Below are 21567 nucleotides of genomic sequence, written 5' to 3' on the forward strand. Positions count from 1 at the left end.
GAGTTTACATTTCAATAACATGCGTAGCCAAAGGAGTACGAATGGCCATAGTGAAATACAAGGCAGTTAACGCCGCAATCGGTATAACAGCACTAGGCATAGCCTTAGTGCTCGCCGCCTGCGATAACTCAACGCCCCCCTCCAATTCAGTTAATACCAACATACCCACAGAGCGTGAATATCAGATTATCTCCACCATAAACCTCAATGATGGCTTTGAAACCCGCAAAGTGCTGCAGGCACGACTGCTGCTGGATTACCAATTACAGAATGCAGAGGGTAAGGCGACCAGCTTAACAACGCCGTTAACCCATAACGCCCGTTTTTTTATCCAACCTAATATGCTGCAAATTAGCGATTATGGCATGCCGATTCCGGTGAGTAATATCGACCCTAAAGGTAACTCTAATGAAATCTTTCAGTTGGTTAAAGACGGCTTTAATGTGGAATTTAACAATGGTGAAGTCCGCCAACTGACTCCCATTGCCAAAATGGATCAAAAAGATATCAAGGAATTATTTGACCACTGGGTGAATCTTAATAGCTTGTTTAAACAAGCTCCAACCTTGCCTGTGGTGCTTGAGCCTAGGGTCGGTTATAGCATCAGCGCCCCCATGGATGCGCGCCTAACTTGGACGGTTGAGCAAGTGACCGAAGATAAGTTATTTGCAGTAGTAAAAGGTGAGAAAGACAACTTTAAGGCCTATGGCAAGTTCGAGCTTAACCGCAAAACCGGCTGGTTAGAGAGCATGGCGTTTTTTCAACAGGAAGAGAGCAAAGGCAGTACCCTTACCCGCCGCATCGCCATGGCGCCCAAGGATAGCCCTTATATCATGAACATGCTTTGGCATGCCGACGCTAACTACGATGCCGAGCGTGATATAGATGATCTGCAAAAAGAGCTGTACTCCATCAGCGATGTTCCTCGGGAATATAAAGCCCATGATAAGGACTTTATAAAATCCTTATTACCTGATCAACAAGGTATTCTTGATAATATTGGCCCATGGGGCGCTGACACTCCAGAAGTGCTGCAATTGCGCTTTGTGCATAATATAAGCCCGCGATATGTGGTTGCTAATGTGCATTATGAAGACTTAGCCGCCTTTGATGCCAGTGGAAATCCGATAGACATTCACTTCTGGCAGCACAGCAGAGGTGTGGCGATGAATTTCAACCGCTCGATTGAGTCTTCGGTAGATCTTATCGCCACAGGCTGGGACAACACCGCCAATAAACTCAAACAGATAGATCATATCACCGCCAAGCTAACCCTTATCCCCGAAAGCAATAAGATAGTCGAAAAGTCGTGGGATGAACTGGTCGCGAATCCTTACGCCTTCGGCGATGCGAGCCTCACCATTCAGGTGCTCGACGCCGAGGCAAAGCTATTTAAAGTCGTAACAAAGCAGAGTAACACTCAAAACATTAACCTTCCTTTTCAGCAATTTAAAGGAAAGATGGCCGAAGCCCGTCGCGATGGTGATTATCCCCAATGGTTAACAGTGACGGATAAGGAACTGCTGGGGGAATTAATCGGTGTCGATGATCCTCATCACCTTAGCACCCGCGCCCTGTTACTTAAGCTAGATGAGATCCCTAAAACCGTTGTAATCGTAGAGAACCAGCCACAGCCGGAGTTAAGCCAAACCAAGAACATCCGCTTTGTGACCTTTACCGACTACAACCAAAATCTGGCCAATCCCTTAAGCGAGTTTGGCGATTCGAGCCTCAATAACTTCCTCTATCAAGATCTTGAGCCATCAAACGCCGAAATCAGTGCGATCCAAGGGATAAAACCTGAGACTGAAAATGGCCATAATCTGTATATTCCTATGTCAGCCGCATTAGCGAGTGCCTGTAAACCTGAAATAGAACAAGGTTTTAAAGAGGGGAAACACGAAGTCACTTGGCTGTTTGAGCATAATGCCCCAAACGGACCAGCATATACCCTGATGACGCCCGACCGCGAGCGGCAGTTTTTCTACGATAAACACATCCAAGGAAAAATCCATTGCCAAGGTGATATCAGTTGGCAACCCTTAGAGCAGGCCGCGAATCCACGTCCTTGGTTAATCGATTTACAAGCTTGGCTAACAAAAACCGGTTATGGTGACGAGCCGAGTAAAGATCTTAAGAACTACTTTAAAGTCGAGGATGCCCAGGGCAAAACCTTAACGATTCGACTGCCCGAAAATGCCGAACTACGGATTAAAGAGGCTCTGGTCGATGGCCGCTATTTAAGTGTCGCAGGCCCTGCCGCTAAGGTGAGTTATATGACTCTCTCTCAAAACCCCGTAGACATCCCCTATGAATTCACCTTTAAACCTTTGCCATAAAAAGGAGCGGTTATGCGTCTATTTACAGTAAAACTGCTCCTTGGAGCACTGGTACTTATTTGTATCACTATCAGTGCCAGTGCCAGTGCCAATGCCAATGCCAATTCACAAAAGGTGTTACTCGATGCCCATTGGAAGGTTGTCAAAGATGAAAAACAGGCTCAATACTATCTAAAAAAATCGACCGAAGTTATCGACGGAAATTATAAGGCTGAAGTTTATTACAAAAATAACGATATGCTTTTCTGCGCCAGTGCCCTCGCCGATAACAAAATTGGCAAAACCCTCACAAGCGAACAATTTCGCGGTGCTTATCAATGCTACTTTGAGGATGGCAAGCCGTACGAGCAAGGCTTTCGCAATGGGCAAGGCCAACTTCATGGCTTGCTTAAAAAATACATTGCCACCGGCCAATTGTATGTTGAATCGCACTATGAAAATGGCGTTAAACAAGGCCTCGAAACTGCTTATTGGAATGGCGGCAATATCCGTTACAAAGTGAACTTTCAAAAAGGCAAAGAAGTCGGCATCAGCGAACATTTTAGTCCAGAGGGCGAAGTCACCGCCAAGATCTGCAATGACCCGACCTGTGTGAGCCAATATTTTAATCTTGGCAAACTCAACCGCGAAACACATCGCGTTGATGGCCTATTGCATGGCACTGAGACAACTTGGGGCCTGAATGGGCAAGTCATCTCGACCCAAGAGTTCGTTAAAGACAAAAGGCAAGGTGACTATTTTGAATATTTTGACAATGGCAAAGTCGAGCGTCACTACCAATATCAAGCTGACTATCAGGTCGGTGAGCAACTGACTTATTATGAAAATGGTCAGATCAAATTAAAGGAAGTGACCAACGATAAAGGGGATGCCCTCCAATCCATCGAATACGATGAGCAAGGGCAAATAAAAAAAACCACCGACAGCAAATACCAAGGTAATCGCTGGGTTTATCGTAAGCAGCAGCGCTTTAGCAAGGGCCAACTGATTGAGAGCACAGAAAACGACATACTCAAAAACTGGTCACTCAGCGAAGACTACCAGCAAGGCGAGTTAGTGAGTCGCAGCGAGGAACTCGATAAAAAATTGACTGGCTTACATATTAAATCCTTCGACCAAACTGATGTAAACACCGTTTCCCGCGAGTATTTTAACGAGGGCAAGCGTGAAGGCCCCTATGAAATGGTGAAAATCGACCATAAAACCGGTAAGCGTTGGGTGGCCGAGCAAGGTCAATATTCCAATGACAAGCCCTCAGGCAAATGGAAGAAGCAGCAAGAGGATACCAGCCTCACCTTTAGCTATGATGCCCAAGGCGAGCTCGATGGTGAGTTCCGTAATGAGACAAGTTCTGGGCAATTGCTTGAATTAATAAACTTTAACCATGGCAAACCCGAAGGATTAGTACAACGCTACGCCACTGACGGCCAATTGTATGAAAAGGGCGAATACCGCAATGGGCAACAGGATGGCGACTGGGTGTACACCCATGGTGAGTTCGGTTTCAACCCAATGCCAAATCCTGAGAGACACTATTGGTACGGACGTTTCGATCTAGGTAAACAAGTCGGCCACTGGGAACTGCGTAATACCGAAGACTATGTGCTTGAAATAGCGAATTATGACGAGCAGGGCAGGCTTCATGGTAAACAATACGAATTTAGGGATAATGGCTGGATAGAAGTGATCAATAGCTTCCATCATGGCGAGTTTTTAAATCGGGAAATACCGCCGCCGGTGATTACCTCGGACCATGTTTTCCCTATTTTTTAGCCTAAGCATATTCGCTTAATCGATTAACTTAACCCTTGGCGCTGTGCACTGTATATAAGTGCACAGCCCGATAAATAAACTCAACAGCAAAAAATTAGGATTCTTGTATAGGCTGCAAACCGCGCGGCCTTAAGACCCAGAACAGAGCAAGGAATCAGCATGTTCAATACGCCATTTCGCTTTATCAGCCTCGCGATTGCGGGAGCCAGCTTAACCAGTGTCCATGTACAAGCAGCGCAAAATCTCTCCTCCATGATGGTCGAAATCCGCCAACAGGACGGAATTCCCAGCTATTACAATCTCGCCACTGGCATGCCCTTAAATGGCGATATCGCCATAGTGCGCGATAACCAAGGCTATACCTTAGGGCAGTTTTCCGAGGGGATCCCTAATGGTAAATGGCAAGTATTTCATACCAATAACAGCAAGCTAGTCGAAGGAAACTATCAGCAGGGTTATCAAGATGGCACTTGGCATATGTTCGATTTGAGCGGCGCAGTTACTGAGGAACAGCAATTTGCCAAAGGCGTGCCCACGGGCGAATGGAAGGAATACAACAGCAGCGGCCATCTCAGCCAAACGACGCGCTATCAAGACGGTAAAAAGGAGCAAGTAAAACGTTTCTATGCCAGTGGCAAACTGCAAGCCCAAGAAAGTTACCTCGATAACCTGCGCTACGGGAAATGGGAAAGTTTCTATGAAAACGGTACCTTGTCCCAAAGCCAGAGCTATGCGAACAACCAACTCTCAGGTTCTTATTTAGAACAAAATCCCAATGGACAAGCCACAGTGACGGGCCGCTTCGATGCAGAAGGCCGTCGCCAAGGAGCATGGGAAACCTTTTTCGATGACGGGACTAAATCGAGCAGCAGCCAGTTTAATCTCAATCTGCTCGAGGGTGAAGAACGGACATTTTACCCCAATGGTGAACTCGCCAGCCGCTGTCAATATAGCGCTGGGCAACGCCAAGGGAAATGCCAGCAATATAATGATGCAGGTAAATTACAAGTTGAAGAACAGTATGTTAATGGTGCATTAGACGGGCCACAGCAATATTTTAATGCCGAGGGCATTCTCACCAGTGCTCTCAACTATAAACAGGATCTACTCGCTGGTACGCAAAAGTATTTCCACAACAACGGCCAACTTAAAGAATTACGTAACTACCAAGACTCAAAGCTGACTGACAATGGCCAATACCCGCTTCATGGACCATCGGAGCGTTATGATACCGAAGGCAATTTGCTCGAAAAAAGCCACTACGACATGGGATTTAAGGATGGTCTATTTGAGCGCTATCACGCTGGCAAGCTGCAATCCTCCGAACAATGGCGACAAGGGCAGCGTCACGGTGAATCACGCCGTTACCACAACAATGGCAAGCTGCGGACGCTAGATCAATACGTTGAAGGTAAACCAACAGGGAAATCAGAAACCTATTTTGACGACGGCACAGTGAGTGAGCGCGGCGAACGTATCGATGGCCAATGGGTCGGAAAATATGAGTCATTTTACGATAACGGTAAACCTCGGGAAGTATCTCACTACGCACGGGATAAAAAAGACAATACCAGTCGTTACCCTCTTGATGGCCATTTCGCCCGCTGGTATGCCAATGGTGATCCCAATGAAGAAGGCACATATCAAAACGGCAATAAAGAAGGCCTATGGATACAGTACAGCGAAAGCCTGAAACAACGGGAGCAAACCTTCGCCAATGGCAAACTTAATGGTAACTATGCAGAGTATTACCACGGACGCCGCCGTGTGACAGGGGAGTATCTGGACGACCAAAAAACCGGTCTGTGGACGGATTATCGCTACGAAGAAAAAGACCCTACCTATGGCACAATCCCCGAGGGGAATGTCCAGCAAAAAAGCCATTGGCAGGAAAACAAGCGCCACGGAATTCGCGAGTTTTACAGCTTTAAGCAAGTGGTTTACCGCTCAGAAACCTATGATAAAAATGATAAAACAGGCCCATATGCCGAGTACTATCCCAACAATGGCCAGCTAAAACTCAGCGGGGCTATGGATAAAGGTAATCAAACTGGACTGTGGGAAAGCTGGTTTGAGGACGGGATGCAAGCTGCTAGCACTGAGTTTTTAGACGGTCAAAGCCATGGCCAAACGAAAGAATATTACAGTAACGGCCAACTCAAATTAGAGGCAATTTATGCTAAGGGGTCGCTTGATGGTCAAGTTAAGCAATATCACCAGAACGGTAAGCCAGAACTCGTTGAAACCTGGGTGAAAGGCCAAAAAGAAGGCGATGCCAGCTATTACCACAACAATGGCAAGTTAGCCGAACAAGGCACTTATCTTAGGGATCGCAGGGAAGGTCTATGGCAAAGTTTTTGGCCTAATGGTGAAAAACGCACTGAAGGCAGTTATCTCAGCGATCGAGAATCAGGGGATTGGAATCATTATGATCAACTCGGCAAGCTGATTAAAACAGAACACCATGGCTAGCTTAAAAATGGGGTTTTAGATTAAAAAGCGATCTAGTTCAAACATTTATCCTTAACTCCAAATCTAAAGGAAGTTTCATGCAAAGTGTGCCATAACCAGTGTCTATACTAACGGCCTTTTTTTTCGTTTAGGACAAATTGCCTATGAAGACATTTATGAAAGACGAGTTAGCCCTGCTACTGGGAATACTGACCTTAGTATTCTTTAAAACCGGTGGCGATAGCTTACTCGCCGATGGCACCGCCCTCTCGACCTATATTCCCGTTTCACTCGCCCTATTGGGTGTAGTGACTTGGGCTATTTTCTCTGTGGTACGCCACTCAGATGCACTAGCGATTAAGCTTGGCGATCCCTATGGCACCTTAATCTTAACTTTATCGGTCATTTCACTCGAAGTGGTGATGATCTCCTCCGTGATGCTGACCGGAGAACCCAACCCTGTCATGGCGCGCGACACTATGTTCGCCGTCGTCATGTTGATCATCAATGGCTTAGTAGGCTTTACATTATTACTTGGCGGCTGGCGTTACCATACCCAGCATTTCAACTTAGATGGCGTAAAATCCTATCTCGTGGCGATTATTCCCCTCGCCCTACTCTGTTTAGTACTGCCTAATTTTACCGAAGGTGGCACTATTGGCGGCATGTCTAAAGCCATGTCTTGGATGCTGATCATTATTTCGATTCTGCTCTATGGCGTCTTTTTAGTGGTACAGACGAAGAGCCACAGCCACTTCTTTGTCGATGCCGATCATGAAGACCATGAGGAACACCACGGCATACTGCGCAGTAATGCTTACCATACGATTCTATTAATTGGCTACTTACTCGTGGTCATTTTGCTGGCAAAAACCTTAGCTATGCCCATCAATTACAGCGTAGCTACCCTAGGCGCTCCACAGGCATTAGGGGGCTTTATTGTGGCCTGCTTGATTTTATCTCCCGAAGCTGTGGGAGGCTTTAAGGCCGCGTTAAACAATCAATTACAGCGGGCGATGAATCTGTATTTTGGCTCAGTGCTCGCGACGATTGCACTCACAGTCCCCGCGGTATTAATTATTGGCAGCGTGATAGATCAAGAAGTCCATTTAGGCCTGTCACCCGCCGACATGGTGCTATTAATCACCAGTTTAATGGTATGTAAGGTAAGCTTTAGTAGCGGTCGCACCAATGCATTGCATGGCGCGACTCATATAGTCTTGTTTATCGTTTACTTGTTCTTAATGTTTGAACATGCCTAAACTTTATTAAATCCAAGGCCGAGCGTGATTTATTTGCGTCTCGGCTTTACGCTTTTCTCATCCAGATTGACCCGCAGTAAGAGTACAAACCAGACTAAAGCGCCAACAACAAACCAGATAAAAATCCACACTAACTTATGGCCATTACGAGCCTCAAATGGCTCAAATTTGGGCATAAAAATCGTTTGATGTTCGGCTTGGTAAAGCGGACTTTTTTGTGCGGCGCTGAGCAACTCTGAACGAAGAGAGGATGGAGCTAATCGTTCAAGGTAAACAAAACTCTGGGGGTCCAACTCATTGAACTCATTTAGGGATTTAGCCAAAAACGCTTTGAATTGCGCTTCTTTCTCATCGGGTTCAAGTCGATTACTGATCTCCTGCTGATAAACTTTACCATACCAAGCGAGGGCCTTAGCATGCCAACTGTCTGCACGCTCTGCAAAAATCGGCATAGCGATATACAGTGCCATATTTAAGTGACTACTATGTTTACCTGTAACCTCTAGGCTTCGCTGCAAACCAATTTGCGTCTTATCAATATAAGATTGCTGCAACTGATAATACTGAGTATTTTTATGGAGATACAATTCTTGTATCGATGCTAATTGCGTTAACTTCCCCGTAGCAGTCTTGAGATATTCCTGCGCAACGATGCAAGGAACAGCCATTAATTGCACCGCAATCAATAAATAGAAAAAGCGCGAATTATCTTTAACAAACTTGAGTCGTTTTAGCCTAGGCCTGATATAAATGATCGACAATAGCCAAGACAGTATCTGCGGCAGCCACAAATTAACGATATCTTCATCTAGGCTAAAAAACTCAAGGTTAACCAACAACAGCCAATGGACAAAACTGTAACCAGAAACAAATAACAGGCTGAGAAATAAGAAGGGAAAATAGATAAGTTGAATTTTTTTTAAAAATACATCCACACGAATGTCATCCTTGAGAACATAAAATAACGACTATGGTACGCTCAAATCCATCATAAATTTACCAAAATTGAGTAGAAACTCAAAGCGTTAAAACATAAAGGCCAGATTGATTGCTCATCTGGCCTTTGTGTTTGTACTTTTATAAAGCTGCAACCGAGAAACTAGGTCTCACTCAACTTAGCTAATTGCTGCTGGCTACGTTGTTTCTTGTATTGCTTAGCTTCAGCAGGAATAGGAGTGACTTTGCCAGTCTCTAGCCAGTTACGTAAACGGTTAGCATCCGCAATATGCGTATATTTGCCGTAGGCATCGAGCACGACAAATGCCACTTGGCGTTTTGCCATTTCAGTACGCATCACAAGGCAGTGCCCCGCAGCATTCGTAAAGCCTGTTTTGGTTAGATGAATATCCCAGTTATCTTTATAAACCAAACGATTGGTATTACGAAAATCTAAACTGTATCTTGGGTTGGCAAAGGTAACCGTCTTCTTCTCGGTCGAACTCAGCTGGCCTAGCATAGGATACTTTTCACTGGCCTTGAGTAATACAATCAGATCACTGGCACTCGAAACGTTTTTATAGGATAAACCTGTAGGTTCAACATAGCGGGTATTTTTCATTCCCAGCGCTTTTGCTTTGGCATTCATCGCCTTAATAAAAGCTTTATGACCACCGGGATAATGATGTGCAAGACTTGCAGCTGCACGGTTTTCTGATGACATTAAGGTCAGTAATAACATTTCTTTACGGCTGATTTCACTGCCGATACGAACTCGAGAATAAACACCTTTCATTTCTTTGGTATCACGGATATTTACCGCAAGCTTTTGCTCCATAGGTAACTTTGCATCCAGCACTACCATAGCTGTCATCAACTTAGTGACAGATGCAATTGACATTACTGCATTAGGATTATTGGAATAAAGCACTTCATTGGTTTTTAAGTCCACGACTATCGCACTACGTCCTGCAATTTCTTGCTTTAATGGTGCTTGCTTCGTTTTTGCTGTCGATTGAGTTTTGGTGCTTTTATATGCGACAGAGGCCGAATCGGCTGAATGCGCTGTCGTGGCAACGGTGAGACTGCTGCACGCAAGAATAAAACTACTGAGCAGAAAACGGATCTTCATATAGATTTCACTGAATAGATAAGGGATCGATTGTGCTATGGCACAGGTTTTGGCTAAGTATAGGAGTTCTACAGTGAAAGAAATAGAATGCAATTAGACTTTTATCAGTAAGATCAGCACTTTCTTCTCAATTTTTTTATATAAAACCAGCTTAACCTGTCACCAATCCAGAGCAATAAAGCATCTAGCTCTAGACCTTTCAATTGTAGTAGAGACAAAATCTTAGAAAGATATTTTTTTCAGTAGAATAATTTGAAATGAAAATAATGGGCGACTTTTTGCACTTTTAACAAAAGTCCCTGTACAACAGTGGTTTCAAGCATCTAAATACGTCATTTTAGGCGAATGAAAGCGTTAACATACGCCCTAAAATGTCGCGTTATAGCATCTTATCCGCTAGCGTAAGACAAATTCGAGTAAGGCTTCAGTATCTTCGCTCTCTTGTATCAGTTGGTCTGTCAGCACAAAACCGTGTCTGAGCAGCACTCGCTGTGAAGCTAAATTATGTTTAGCCACATGGGCAAAGAGGGGTCTTAAACTGACTAAAGGCAAAAATTGCGCTAAGGTCTGTGTCGCGATACCTTTGCCCCAATATTCACGGTCAATCCAATACCCTATCAGCGCTTGTCCATCACTTTGCCAATGCCCAATATTGCCCACAAACTTGCCATCGACCAATATCGCCCTTGGTAATACATTCACTTGTCCCAGAATATTTTGATGCCAATGTTTAAAAAACGCCTCTCGATCTCGAGGAGGAAATTGAGCAAGCTGGTTAGCAATGGGATCGCTTTGATGCACAAAAATAGCTTCAAGATCACTTTCAATAATCAGGCGTAAACTCACGCTGTATTGCGTGTTTGGCTGTTTATCTGACTTACTAGACATAGGTATCACCATTAATACTATGTATTTCAACTTGGTACAGCATGCCACATTTTATGAAGGTAAGCTCAAAAAAAAAGCGCATAACCGAGAAGGAGTTAGCGCTCGAAGAGGCAAATTTGCCGAAATTGAGGTGTGTAAATTCAAGCCATAAAACTCACACGATAGCATTCAAAGCCTAGATAAAAATCAATGCAAAAACGGGTGCGCCTAACACCATAGCGATACCAATAAAAATCATAGTCAAACTGGCGATAACGCCCTCTTGCTTGCCGATTTCATTGGCTTTTGCGGCGCCAGCACCATGGGCAGATGCCCCTAAAGCAACACCTTTACCTAACGAAGTACGAATCCGCATAAATTTAAATAACGGCTCACACACCAGCATGCCAATCACGCCTGTGATTAACACCATCATGGCCGTCAACTCAGGCACGCCGCCAAAGGCACTAGTCGCCTCCATCGCAAAGGGAGTCGACACCGAACGTACCAGCAAACTCTTAGACAACTCCACCGGCAGAGGCACAAACTTCACCAGCAGCCAAGAAGACATCATCCCCAGAAACAATCCGGCCGTTACACCTAACCCTATCGTCAGCGGATACTGGCGGATCAAGTTACGCTCACGATAAATCGGCAAAGCAAAGGCGATAGTCGCTGGCGCTAACATAGCCATCAACCAATGGGTGTATTCAAAATAGGTTGGCAGCGGGATCTTAAGATTAAACACCAATAAGGTAATCACTATGGGCGCTAACACTATGGGCGCTAACCACCAGACTCTATGGTACTTATAGAGACGCTTGGCGCCGAAGTAACAGAATATGGTCAGCAATAAGCTGAATAAGGCTAATCCGGTCTGCGACAACACAAAATCCACCACTTTTGAGTCTGTCATCATTAAGCCGCCTTAGCGTGGCGACGGGCTTGCTTTTTGATGTTCAGTTGGCGCTCAAAACGAAACACTCTATCGACCACAAAGCCTGTACCAAACATCACACACACACTGCCCATCACTAAAGTGAACAATATATTGGTGCCGTATTGCTCAAACAAACCTTCGTACTTAATAACGGATATCACTGGCGGGATGAAAAACAGCAATAACTCACCAATCAACCAAGCGGCGCCCAGTTGTACGGCATTTTCAGGAATGAGTTTAAAACCTAATAAAAATAAGAGTATGCCTAAGCCAATCACACTCCCTGGAATAGGAGAATGTGCCCAAGTGGCGAACCAGTGACATGCGAAGGACAGTAAACAGAAGAGGCCGATTTGGCTTAATAACAAAGCCCAATGTCGACACTGACGTATTGCGGCTTGTGGGAATGACATGATTTTCTCGGTTAGAACAAAGTTTTCTATAGGGCTATTCTAGGCTTGCCTATTTGATAAAAAAAATGAATATTAAGAATGTAATGCATGAATTTTAAGAATACATTTAAAGGTGAACCTTAATGGACCTCAAAGTTATCCGCTATTTTATCGAAATCGTCGATGCTGGAGGCTTCGGTAAAGCCAGCGAAAAAGTCCATCTCACCCAACCTGCACTATCAAAGGCCGTACGCCAATTGGAAGAGGAGCTAGACCTCATCTTACTCGAACGCGGTAAACGCGGCACCCAAGTCAAACTCACGCCCGCGGGCGAAGTTGTTTATCGACATGGCAAAGAGTTACTCGCTGGCCGACAACGCATGCTCGCTGAACTCACGGCCCAACGCAGCTTAACCGCGGGCGAACTCAATCTCGGATTGGCTCCTCTAGGTAGTGCCGAAATTTTTGCCCCGATTATTGCCAAATATCGCCAGCAATATCCGCAGATAGAGATGCACTTACTCGTCCGTGGCGGTGTAGAGCAAACCGCGGCAATCCAAAAGGGCGAAATTGAACTGGCCACTGGGATTATTGATTTTGATGAGGGTTATGACGGCATACGCGTGTTTAACGATCCTATGGTAGTAGTGCTGCCTAAGGAAAATCCGTTATCCACCCGACAGATATTGTCATTTAGCGATCTTAGTGCCGACCCTCAGGTGATGTTCGAAACCGAATACACTCTCTACCAATTAGTGCTCAATGCCTGCCGACACGCCGGATTTGTCCCTAAAAACATCACCCGCGTTAGCCAAGCCGATTTCGGTATTGCCTTAGTCGCCGCGGGCACAGGGGTTATGGTATTACCGCGCTCCATCGCGCGGCGCTACAGCGTGTCAGGCGTCGTAAATATCCCGCTGGCGAGTGACGAGCTGCGCTGGGAGTTATCCCTCTTTTGGCGCAAAGACCAAGTTTTATCCTTCGCGGCTCAAGCCATGATCGCCTTAGTCGAGAAGCACTTAACCCATAAATAACCCTATTCTTACCAAGGAACCACTAAGCTTAAACGCACTAGCGTATCGCTATCCCATGGCAGAATAGGCAAATACTCAGCCGAGTTAACATCGACTTTGGCATAGTGGTCTAAATTGTATTGCGTGTGCTCAGCACTCAGCATTAACACGCTATTAGTCCGCCAAAAATCGGTTTGGTAACTCAGCTCAAAGCGATATTGATTCTCTAACCATTTATCCTCGTCTTGCCAGGTTTGTGCGGCCACTTGCATATGTAGCTTAGGCGTCACATTAGCCCCTACACTTCCCATAAAGGTATAAGCAAACGTACCATTGCCAAAATCGCCACGATCGTAACCTCGAGTTCTAGGCACATCGTCATCGATTTCGAGATAGTAATAACCCGCACCCGCATTGAACTGAGCCTGTAATGCTTGCCCATCAAAGTTAGCTGTCAGCCCAGGAAATACCTTCGCTTGTTTCTCAACCGAGCTAACGGTATTACGCTTTCCCTGTAAATCGAACTGCCAACCGAATGAAAACGCGGGATTAACACGATAAAGTTCACCGCTCGCGGCATAGGCAGACTTAAACCACACAGGGATGTGGTCAGGATCGAGTTTATCGACATCTACGTCTAAATAGGCATCCAGCGCCGCCGTCAGCAAAATATCGCTTTGGGTTTTATGTTCTAACAATAGACTCGCATTCACCCCTAAGGTGTGAGAATCCTCGACCACAAAATCATGGCTGCCTAAGCTGTAATGCCACTGAGTTTGCTCTTCGGCCTGCAGTGCACTCGATAAGCACAGGGCTAAGCACACTAATGCTGAGTTGAGATAGTTCACTTTTGACTCCTGAAACATCGTTTCTAGCTTGATAATCAAATCAGCCAGAGGATTAAACTGCATAAAATAGGAATAACACCAACTAAGGTTGCCGTTAAAGAGCGGCTAAGCTAGCCAATTTAATCAAAGAATAATAGGCGATAGTTCAAATTATGACACTCTCATTGAGAAGCCACTAATAAACACCACAGAAGTATAGATAGCCAAAAACCTAACAGTAACAATAGTTATAGACCAAAGCACAATAATTCAACCCAGAAAAAACAACTTACACACAAATTTGTACAGGAAAGCAGCTGGCCTCAATCTTGCGACTGAAAACCGCAAAATAGAAATGAATTTTTAATCAAATTAACAGCATAATTATTGACACTTAATGCTCATCTGCCTATAGTCGCCACACTGATAGTGAAATCGAACAAGAGAGTCTTAAATGAAAAAGTCCATGTTATTAGGCGGCCTGACCTTAACTGCCACCTTGTTGTTAGCTGGATGCGGAAAAAGCGATGACGTGTTAGTCGTTGGCACCAATGCCGCCTTCCCTCCTTTTGAATATGTTGGCGGCCAAAGTGGCGATGAAATCAAAGGCTTTGATATCGATCTTGCCAAGCAAATCGCTAAAGATGCAGGCAAGAAACTGAAAGTCGAAAACATGAAATTCGATTCACTGATCGTCGCACTCAACTCAGGCAAGATTGATTTTATCGCCTCAGGTATGACGATAACCGCTGAACGTCAGGCCAACGTAAACTTCTCTGAGCCTTACTACGAAGCGACTCAAGTCGTACTAGTCAACAAAGATAACGATAGCATTCATACGCTTGAAGATATTAAAGGCAAACACTTTGCGGTGCAGTTAGGCACAACCGCTGACATAATGTCGAAAAAATACACCCAAAATATCACCGCCTTTAATACGGGTTTCGAAGCCATTATGGAGCTTAAAAATTCAAAGGTAGATTTAGTGTTATTCGACAGCGAACCTGCCGCTAACTATCTGGCTAAAAATCCTGAATTAAAGATGATTAAACTGGATTTTCCTGCTGAGTTTTATGGTTTCGCCGTGTCGAAAGAGCAGCCTGAACTGTTAGCGAGCATCAATAAAACACTGGCTAACATGAAAGCCGACGGCCAATATCAGACGCTCGTTTCTGCCCATATAAAGTGATATCAGCATGATAGACGCAATTAATACCTCGCTGTTTAGCCCGATTGGCGAAGATGGCATGATAGGCATACTGCTGATATTAAATGGTTTGAAAGTGACGTTAATCGTCACTTTCTTCGCCATGTTATTAGGCGCAGTGTTAGGCATTGGCACCACCTTTATGAAGATGTCGTCTAAGTGGTATATCCGCTTCCCCGCCAATCTTTATGTCGGTGTGATCCGTGGCACCCCAGTAGTTGTGCAATTAGTGATCCTTTACTTCATCGTGCTTTCAGCCTTAGATGTCGATAAAATCACCGCCGCCATTATCGCTTTTGGTCTCAATAGCGGCGCGTATATTTCTGAGATAATCCGCGCAGGGATTCAAGCCGTTGATAAAGGTCAAACCGAAGCGGCCCGTTCACTTGGCTTGTCCCAAGCAATGACCATGAAATCGATTATTCTGCCCCAAGCGATTAAGAATATTCTGCCCGCACTTGGTAATGAATTTATCGTGCTCCTCAAGGAAACCGCCGTCATTGGCTTTATCGGTGGTGTTGACCTTATGCGCGCCGGTGAAATCATCCGTAGCCGTACCTTCGAGGACAGTGTGCCCTTATTTACCTGCGCCCTTATTTACCTATTCCTGACCTACAGCTTTACGTTTGTGCTGTCGAAATTTGAAAAGAGGTTGAAACAAAGTGATTAAAATAACCAACCTGCATAAAAACTTCGGCGATAACCAAGTGCTCAAGGGCATTAGCGAGCATATTCGTCAGGGCGAAGTAGTGAGCGTGATCGGTCCAAGCGGCAGTGGCAAGAGTACCTTTTTGCGCTGTATCAATCTGTTAGAGCAGCCAAGCCAAGGCGATATCGAGATTGAAGGTCAATTGATCACAGCGCCAAACGCCTGCGTAGATAAACTGCGGCAAAAAGTGGGCATGGTGTTTCAAAACTTTAACTTGTTCCCCCATAAAACCGTCATCCAAAACATCACCTTAGCGCCCATTAGTCTAAAACTGATGACGCCAGCTCAGGCCGAGACCAAAGCCCTCGACCTACTGGCACAGGTTGGCTTAAGTGACAAAGCCAATGCCTATCCGGCCAGTTTATCGGGCGGCCAGAAGCAAAGGGTCGCCATTGCCCGCGCATTGGCCATGGAACCAGACTTGATGCTGTTCGATGAGCCAACATCGGCACTCGATCCTGAAATGGTCGGGGATGTATTAGATGTGATGAAAGACTTAGCGTTAAAGGGCATGACCATGGTCATTGTCACCCACGAAATGGGCTTTGCGCGCGATGTATCCGATCGAGTGATCTTTATGGACGGCGGTTATGTAGTCGAATCAAGCCCACCCGATGAACTATTTAGCCACCCGAAAGAAGCCCGTACCCAAGCATTTTTAAGCAAAGTATTACGCTAGCTTAAGCGGCTTAAGTCCTGTCACTCACGCTCACTGTCATGACCTTTATAAGTACGTGCAGTGAGCGAAGGATTCAAATTAGGATCCCAACATTCAACGTTTATGACAAAGACTAAATTAGACAAGTCAGGATACAATCATCTTTCACAACACCATAAAAATTATGCCTTTGAATTAATAGGTATTGAACAAAAGCTAAATAGCCGTTTATCTGTTCAGGGAGTTTATTGTCATTGTGTCTCCAGCGACACGCCGTGAATATGTCCTTATAGGCTCGACGCTGTAGGATCCCCTCATAATTCATAACCCCAACAACCATGAATTAATGAGAGTTCAGCTAGTTTCTTCGCAGCACAAAGCAAATCATCTGCTGATATGGGGTAATCATGCCGTCGCCGCAGCAGCAGTTCTTTGCCCATCCTGATTGTTGATAGCACATTCCTTTTCTTTATCGTGTTTGCTTGGAAGTGCCGCTGTAATTGCTGTGTTTCCCCGTATAATCCTACCCACCAAAATGCCAGTTGCACCAATAATGCTATCAATAGCAGTATATCCATCCTCGCCGCGTAACGTGTTCTGCTATGACGTAAACCAAAGCCATAAGCGGGACTTTTTAAATCTCTAAAGGTTTCTTCTATTTGCATCCGCTTTTGGTAGATATTGACCAGTTTTTGAGGCGACATGGCTTCCATGGTCAAGTTAGTCACCAGTGCCCAAGGCTCTTTGGCGGTCAACTCATACGTCCATTGCGCAGTATGGTGACAGTCTGTTGTCGTACTTCGCTGACCTTTTCTGCCTTTACTTGGGGCCCTGAACAATACCATCTCACATAACAAAGGTTTCTTTACCGATAACGCCACCCGCCCAACATGTTTTGCGCGACGACGGGCTTGGGGATAAAGCGCTTTTAGTGAAAATTGGCGACCGAAAGGATGCGGCCGATAGACACTCAATCCTCTAACGCGACCCAGCCAATACCAACCGAGCTGCTCGACTTTTCGAAACCATGGATTACGAAAGCCCGCGTCAGTGACTATCAGTGGGGTGATGTTGTCAGGTAATACTTTTCTGAGTTCATTAAGAAACTGATTATGGGCGGTTTGAGTGCCTTGCAGCACTAACGGAAATGTTCGTTCGTAGAGCGTGATAGAGCGACCTTTGATAGCGATAGAGGCGCGTAGCGCAATAAGCTCACGACCTTCACGCATATCTGACCAATCCACCAATATTGTCGGCATCGTATGTGCTGTTAGCAACCACTTTGCATGCCACTGATAAACAGCCATTCTTTCATAGTGAAGATGCGGGTTGCCCAACAATCTATCCATGCGTTTTATTGAGTGCTTAGTATGAGTGCTGGTGCCATCAATGTGCCGCCCTAAATGCGTTAGGGTGAGGCAATCCGCGTTGATAAGTGCTCGGCAAGCAACCATGAGGGTATTGAGTCGCTTTTGATGGATTTCTGGACAATGTTGATAGAGAGATTGATGTAAGATAGTTAACACTTGCACCTTGAAGCCCTGTGATTGATGTTTGTTCGCACTTCCATCAGATCACACTTCAAGGTGTAAGTTCACTCCAATCTAATGATTTATATGTAAATCATCAGGGGATTCTTCAGGGCTCAACCGTGACATCCCTGTCACGGACGGTCACTGGTGACCCAATGCCAATTTTAACTACCAGTTTTGCTATATATACGTAAAAAGCTAGTAGACATAAATGAGTTAGAATTCTTGCTCTAATCTATGATTTTCGGATTAAATTTTCTATGGATTAACGCCGCGCTCTAGGACAAACCGAAGCGCAGCGCAGATTTGTCCCTAGCAGCGCCTTGTTATGCGCTTGCCGCTTCACTTAAATCAATCTCCATTGGAATCTGATATGAATTTGTGTAAAGGCTAGCTTTAAATGATGCCCTCGGCGTGATCAGGACTTTTCCATCTTTTACTGAAATTGTACCGACAAGAGGAAATATATCCGATGGTCCCTTAAGATCAACAAACCTTTTAGTGAAAGTAGCACCTGTTTTGTGGTTAATGTATTTTACAAGCCCATGAGATGCTTCGCCATTTGGGCGCAATTTATATGAAACCAGAACCGAATATGACTTAGTATGTTTTGCCTTAACCGGAAGCTCGACCGCAGAACCAAATCTTTCCACCTCGTTTGAAGCAAGCTTGATTTTTTCGGTTTTTTCTATGCTCAACTTACAAAGGTGCTCAAGACACTCAAAGGTACTGCGAATTACAAATTGTTCAAGTTCGGACTCATTTAATGATTTTAATTTCTCAAAATTTACACCGCAATCTATATACCTAAGCCACTTTTCTGGTGTTCTATCAGAAAAAACCATCGTGCCTTCTGGAATAGCATTTGTGTAGTTTACATATAGGTGATCGAATTCTCCGAGGGATAATCCATTTGCACCAAGTATTGTGGCTATACGAGCACCCCAGTAATGAAGCAGCTTAGGAAATTTGAAAAAGCTAGAACAACTCGAAGGTAGACTTTTACCTTTCTCATATAGGGAGTCGCTAGCGTAATACCTAATATCTATTAATGCTTTTTCCATTTATATATCCGATCTCTCTTCACGCATAGCCACAAACAGCTGCTTTGTATTGGATTGTTTTGCGGTAGCGTAGCAAAACAAGGAACGAAAAAGCCATCAGGCTGGTTTGCATTGTTATGTGTTACTCACAGAATGGACAAAATAAGTTGTTCATGAAGTCTAGTGGATCAATGTTGCAGCTAGGTAGTAGAACCGTAACTCTACCGTGCTTTTGACATTCTATTTCTTGGAAGCCACCTTCTGCTTTTAAAGTACTTATTTCCAGATCGCTCCAGCCGCACCAAGGGCAACATTTTATCTCAGCTTCAGTGATAGCAGCTATTTCCTGCTCCCAGTTACACTCTCCGCAATGGACTTTGCGAATCGTTCTGGCTTCTGTGAGGTTTATTACTTTGGGTCTTTCGATCATTAAGATTCCCTTACACATAACGTTGGGTATAAGCGGATCCGCGTTAGCGAATAATAAATCAAGCCATCCATTTTAAACCAACAACATAATGCACTTTTGGTTTGCCTTCAACCAGCGATGACTTTGTTAAGTAACTGAAATCATTCAGCTGTGTGCTAGGCTATATGCAGGGTGATCATTGGAAGCGAGATATTCCGATAATACCTATTCTTGCTCCCAATTATCCCCTTCTCGGCGACAAACATAGTCATAGTAAAGGGTGGAACTAAAGGGCTGAAATTCCATCTCAATGCCGTTTTCGTAATACTGACCATTTTCGCAGTCCATTCTGTCATTAAGTCGTACTAAGGCATCATGAATACCACCACGTCTAGCATTAATAAGCATCTTGACGAGAATCTCTCTTTGCTGGACAGTTAGTGACTTTAAGAACTCATTTATTTCTGAATTTTCCTGCCTGTTTGGATAGCTCCCTTCTTGCAAGACCCATTTTTCAAATACTCCATCATGTAACTGAGCAAACTCGTCAACAAAGCTTTTCCACAATTCAACTGAACTCATTTTTTCTCCTGAGAGCATAACGCAGTGCCCATGCGCGTAAACTTGTAAATGCCGCGGGTCTCGAATGCCTCACTCTGTTATGTGTCTGCTGCTTCATTAAACAAAATCCTGTTTGAAAACGGATCTGTTACAGTAAAGCAACGATCGCCCCAAGGCGCATCTTCAATACTAGGTTTGTTGTATTTATATGGCTTAGAAGTCACATGAGCAAATAATTGATCAAGTTCACTCACATTCACAAAAACCTTACAGCCAGGAGTACAGTCGCCTGAATGTTCACTCAAGTGCAAAACAAAATTGCCAAGTGAAACTTGTATATAAATCGGGTAGCCATCCTCAAAGCGATGTTCCCAATCTAATTCCATCCCCAGAAAGCCAAGGTAAAACTCTTTGGCTTTATCTTCATCAAAGATCCGCATAATTGGGATTGTCTGAAACTTCATGCCATCGACTCCATCACACATAAGCTTTGTCTAGTGCGCATAAGCACCCAGTTTCAAATTTTTTTTGAAACTAATACCTGCCTTGATCACATTGTTTTTTACTTAAACCTGCTTAAAATGCTGCCATTGAATTTGTATTCCTTAATGATTTGGAGCCGTTACATGAGTGATTTAAGTTTCTTCGCCAAAAAGCGCTACACCACTAAGGCCTTTGATCCAACTAAGACGATTCCTGCGGATAAAATAGCAGAAATCAAAACCTTATTGCAGTACAGCCCATCATCGACTAACTCACAGCCTTGGCATTTTGTGTTAGCGAGTACGGCGGAAGGTAAAGCGTTAGTTGCCCAAGCGACCGAAAACTATGCGTTTAATACCCAAAAAATTCTCGATGCTTCCCATGTGCTCGTACTCTGTGCTCGTGCTCAATTAGATGAAGCACACTTACTGCAAGTGCTCGAGCAAGAAGCAAAGGATGGCCGCTTTGCTAATGAAGAAGCCAAGCAAGGCCAACATAATGGCCGCTCTTTTTTCGCTAATATGCATAAATTTGAGCTGAAAGATGCCCAACATTGGATGGAAAAACAAGTCTACTTAGCGCTTGGCACTTTAATGCTCGGTGCAAGTGTATTAGATATTGATGCGTGTCCGATCGAAGGTTTTGATGCCACTAAAATGAATCAAGTCTTAGGCTTAAGAGAGCAAGGTCTATGTGCCTGTGTGGTTGTCGCATTAGGTTATCACTCAGAAAATGATTTCAACGCTAAATTGCCTAAGTCTCGCTTAGATCAAGAAGTGATCTTCACCGAAATCTAGTCCTTCACTCTATGTAAAAATAAGCATGCCCTTGATTTTATGTGATATAAACAAGGGCATCATGTCTAAAACTAGCCCTCTCTTAACTGCCTTCCCCTAAAACCTAACTGCTGTTAGCGGCTTATTTACGCCGAGAAACCATCTAAAGTAGGAGTAAACCATCACGGTATTGCTCTAAAATTCATCTTTGCCTACACTTTGGCTCTGTGGCATAGTTTGCGGCTCAACTTCGTGAA

19 protein-coding genes are annotated in these 21567 nt (G+C 44.5%); 9 read left to right on the top strand and 10 right to left on the bottom strand.

Going from position 1 to position 21567, the window contains the following annotated elements; all coding sequences use genetic code 11:
• The first annotated feature begins 41 nt into the window (after positions 1-41).
• The 4 genes from L5M51_RS03390 to L5M51_RS03405 all read left to right on the top strand — a co-directional run bounded on the left by L5M51_RS03390 (position 42) and on the right by L5M51_RS03405 (position 7825).
• Positions 42-2339 carry a hypothetical protein gene (locus L5M51_RS03390; protein WP_263171613.1) on the top strand — a complete coding sequence of 766 codons (2298 nt, stop codon included), beginning with the start codon at positions 42-44 and terminating at the stop codon, positions 2337-2339.
• Positions 2340-2351: 12 nt separating this feature from the next.
• On the top strand, positions 2352-4112 hold the full coding sequence (locus L5M51_RS03395; protein ID WP_263171615.1) for a toxin-antitoxin system YwqK family antitoxin: 1761 nt from the start codon (positions 2352-2354) through the stop codon (positions 4110-4112).
• A 159-nt stretch (positions 4113-4271) separates the two neighbouring features.
• Positions 4272-6584 carry a toxin-antitoxin system YwqK family antitoxin gene (locus L5M51_RS03400; protein ID WP_263171616.1) on the top strand — a complete coding sequence of 771 codons (2313 nt, stop codon included), beginning with the start codon at positions 4272-4274 and terminating at the stop codon, positions 6582-6584.
• A 143-nt stretch (positions 6585-6727) separates the two neighbouring features.
• Positions 6728-7825: a calcium:proton antiporter gene (locus L5M51_RS03405; protein ID WP_025008445.1), complete on the top strand. Its 1098-nt coding sequence runs from the start codon at positions 6728-6730 to the stop codon at positions 7823-7825.
• 29 nt (positions 7826-7854) lie between these two features.
• Here the strand turns inward: L5M51_RS03405 and L5M51_RS03410 are convergent, their stop codons facing one another.
• The 5 genes from L5M51_RS03410 to L5M51_RS03430 all read right to left on the bottom strand — a co-directional run bounded on the left by L5M51_RS03410 (position 7855) and on the right by L5M51_RS03430 (position 12113).
• Positions 7855-8760 carry a hypothetical protein gene (locus L5M51_RS03410; protein WP_263171617.1) on the bottom strand — a complete coding sequence of 302 codons (906 nt, stop codon included), beginning with the start codon at positions 8758-8760 and terminating at the stop codon, positions 7855-7857.
• Positions 8761-8924: 164 nt separating this feature from the next.
• On the bottom strand, positions 8925-9893 hold the full coding sequence (gene pbpG / locus L5M51_RS03415; RefSeq protein ID WP_105251600.1) for a D-alanyl-D-alanine endopeptidase: 969 nt from the start codon (positions 9891-9893) through the stop codon (positions 8925-8927).
• A 396-nt stretch (positions 9894-10289) separates the two neighbouring features.
• Positions 10290-10781: a GNAT family N-acetyltransferase gene (locus L5M51_RS03420; protein WP_263171618.1), complete on the bottom strand. Its 492-nt coding sequence runs from the start codon at positions 10779-10781 to the stop codon at positions 10290-10292.
• A 175-nt stretch (positions 10782-10956) separates the two neighbouring features.
• Complete coding sequence (locus L5M51_RS03425) at positions 10957-11676, bottom strand: LrgB family protein (protein WP_263171893.1); 720 nt, start codon at positions 11674-11676, stop codon at positions 10957-10959.
• A gap of 2 nt (positions 11677-11678) precedes the next feature.
• Positions 11679-12113 carry a CidA/LrgA family protein gene (locus L5M51_RS03430; RefSeq protein WP_028761649.1) on the bottom strand — a complete coding sequence of 145 codons (435 nt, stop codon included), beginning with the start codon at positions 12111-12113 and terminating at the stop codon, positions 11679-11681.
• Positions 12114-12235: 122 nt separating this feature from the next.
• Here L5M51_RS03430 and L5M51_RS03435 point away from each other — a divergent pair, with 122 nt between their 5' ends.
• The gene (locus L5M51_RS03435) at positions 12236-13126 is read left to right on the top strand and encodes a LysR family transcriptional regulator (protein ID WP_113938996.1); all 891 of its coding nucleotides are present in this window, start codon (positions 12236-12238) and stop codon (positions 13124-13126) included.
• 8 nt (positions 13127-13134) lie between these two features.
• On the opposite strand, the gene L5M51_RS03440 is transcribed toward L5M51_RS03435, so the two are convergent.
• Positions 13135-13953 (bottom strand): hypothetical protein, encoded by an 819-nt coding sequence (locus L5M51_RS03440; RefSeq protein ID WP_263171619.1) that lies wholly within the window; start codon positions 13951-13953, stop codon positions 13135-13137.
• A gap of 433 nt (positions 13954-14386) precedes the next feature.
• On the opposite strand from L5M51_RS03440, the gene L5M51_RS03445 reads away from it, so the two are divergent.
• From L5M51_RS03445 to L5M51_RS03455, 3 genes are read left to right on the top strand one after another with little or no spacing between them, the layout of a single operon-like run.
• Positions 14387-15121 (top strand): basic amino acid ABC transporter substrate-binding protein, encoded by a 735-nt coding sequence (locus L5M51_RS03445; RefSeq protein WP_173496786.1) that lies wholly within the window; start codon positions 14387-14389, stop codon positions 15119-15121.
• 7 nt (positions 15122-15128) lie between these two features.
• Complete coding sequence (locus L5M51_RS03450) at positions 15129-15809, top strand: amino acid ABC transporter permease (RefSeq protein WP_006085903.1); 681 nt, start codon at positions 15129-15131, stop codon at positions 15807-15809.
• Complete coding sequence (locus L5M51_RS03455) at positions 15802-16527, top strand: amino acid ABC transporter ATP-binding protein (protein ID WP_028761645.1); 726 nt, start codon at positions 15802-15804, stop codon at positions 16525-16527. Before L5M51_RS03450 ends, L5M51_RS03455 begins: the two co-directional genes overlap by 8 nt.
• 293 nt (positions 16528-16820) lie before the next feature.
• Here the strand turns inward: L5M51_RS03455 and L5M51_RS03460 are convergent, their stop codons facing one another.
• From L5M51_RS03460 to L5M51_RS03475, 4 genes are all read right to left on the bottom strand, one after another.
• A complete protein-coding gene (locus L5M51_RS03460; protein WP_263171620.1) occupies positions 16821-18038 on the bottom strand; it encodes an IS4 family transposase in 1218 nt (405 codons plus the stop codon).
• Between the two features lie 326 nt (positions 18039-18364).
• Positions 18365-19102 (bottom strand): hypothetical protein, encoded by a 738-nt coding sequence (locus L5M51_RS03465; protein ID WP_263171621.1) that lies wholly within the window; start codon positions 19100-19102, stop codon positions 18365-18367.
• A 613-nt stretch (positions 19103-19715) separates the two neighbouring features.
• Complete coding sequence (locus L5M51_RS03470) at positions 19716-20072, bottom strand: DUF6547 family protein (protein WP_251069017.1); 357 nt, start codon at positions 20070-20072, stop codon at positions 19716-19718.
• 77 nt (positions 20073-20149) lie between these two features.
• A complete protein-coding gene (locus tag L5M51_RS03475) occupies positions 20150-20515 on the bottom strand; it encodes a glyoxalase superfamily protein (RefSeq protein WP_105251592.1) in 366 nt (121 codons plus the stop codon).
• Positions 20516-20677: 162 nt separating this feature from the next.
• Between L5M51_RS03475 and L5M51_RS03480 the strand changes: the two genes are divergently transcribed.
• On the top strand, positions 20678-21331 hold the full coding sequence (locus tag L5M51_RS03480; protein ID WP_028761757.1) for an oxygen-insensitive NAD(P)H-dependent nitroreductase NfsB: 654 nt from the start codon (positions 20678-20680) through the stop codon (positions 21329-21331).
• The last annotated feature ends 236 nt before the right edge of the window (positions 21332-21567 follow it).

The sequence above is a fragment of the Shewanella sp. SM73 genome (assembly GCF_025653795.1).
Classification (GTDB): Bacteria; Pseudomonadota; Gammaproteobacteria; order Enterobacterales; family Shewanellaceae; genus Shewanella; species Shewanella oncorhynchi.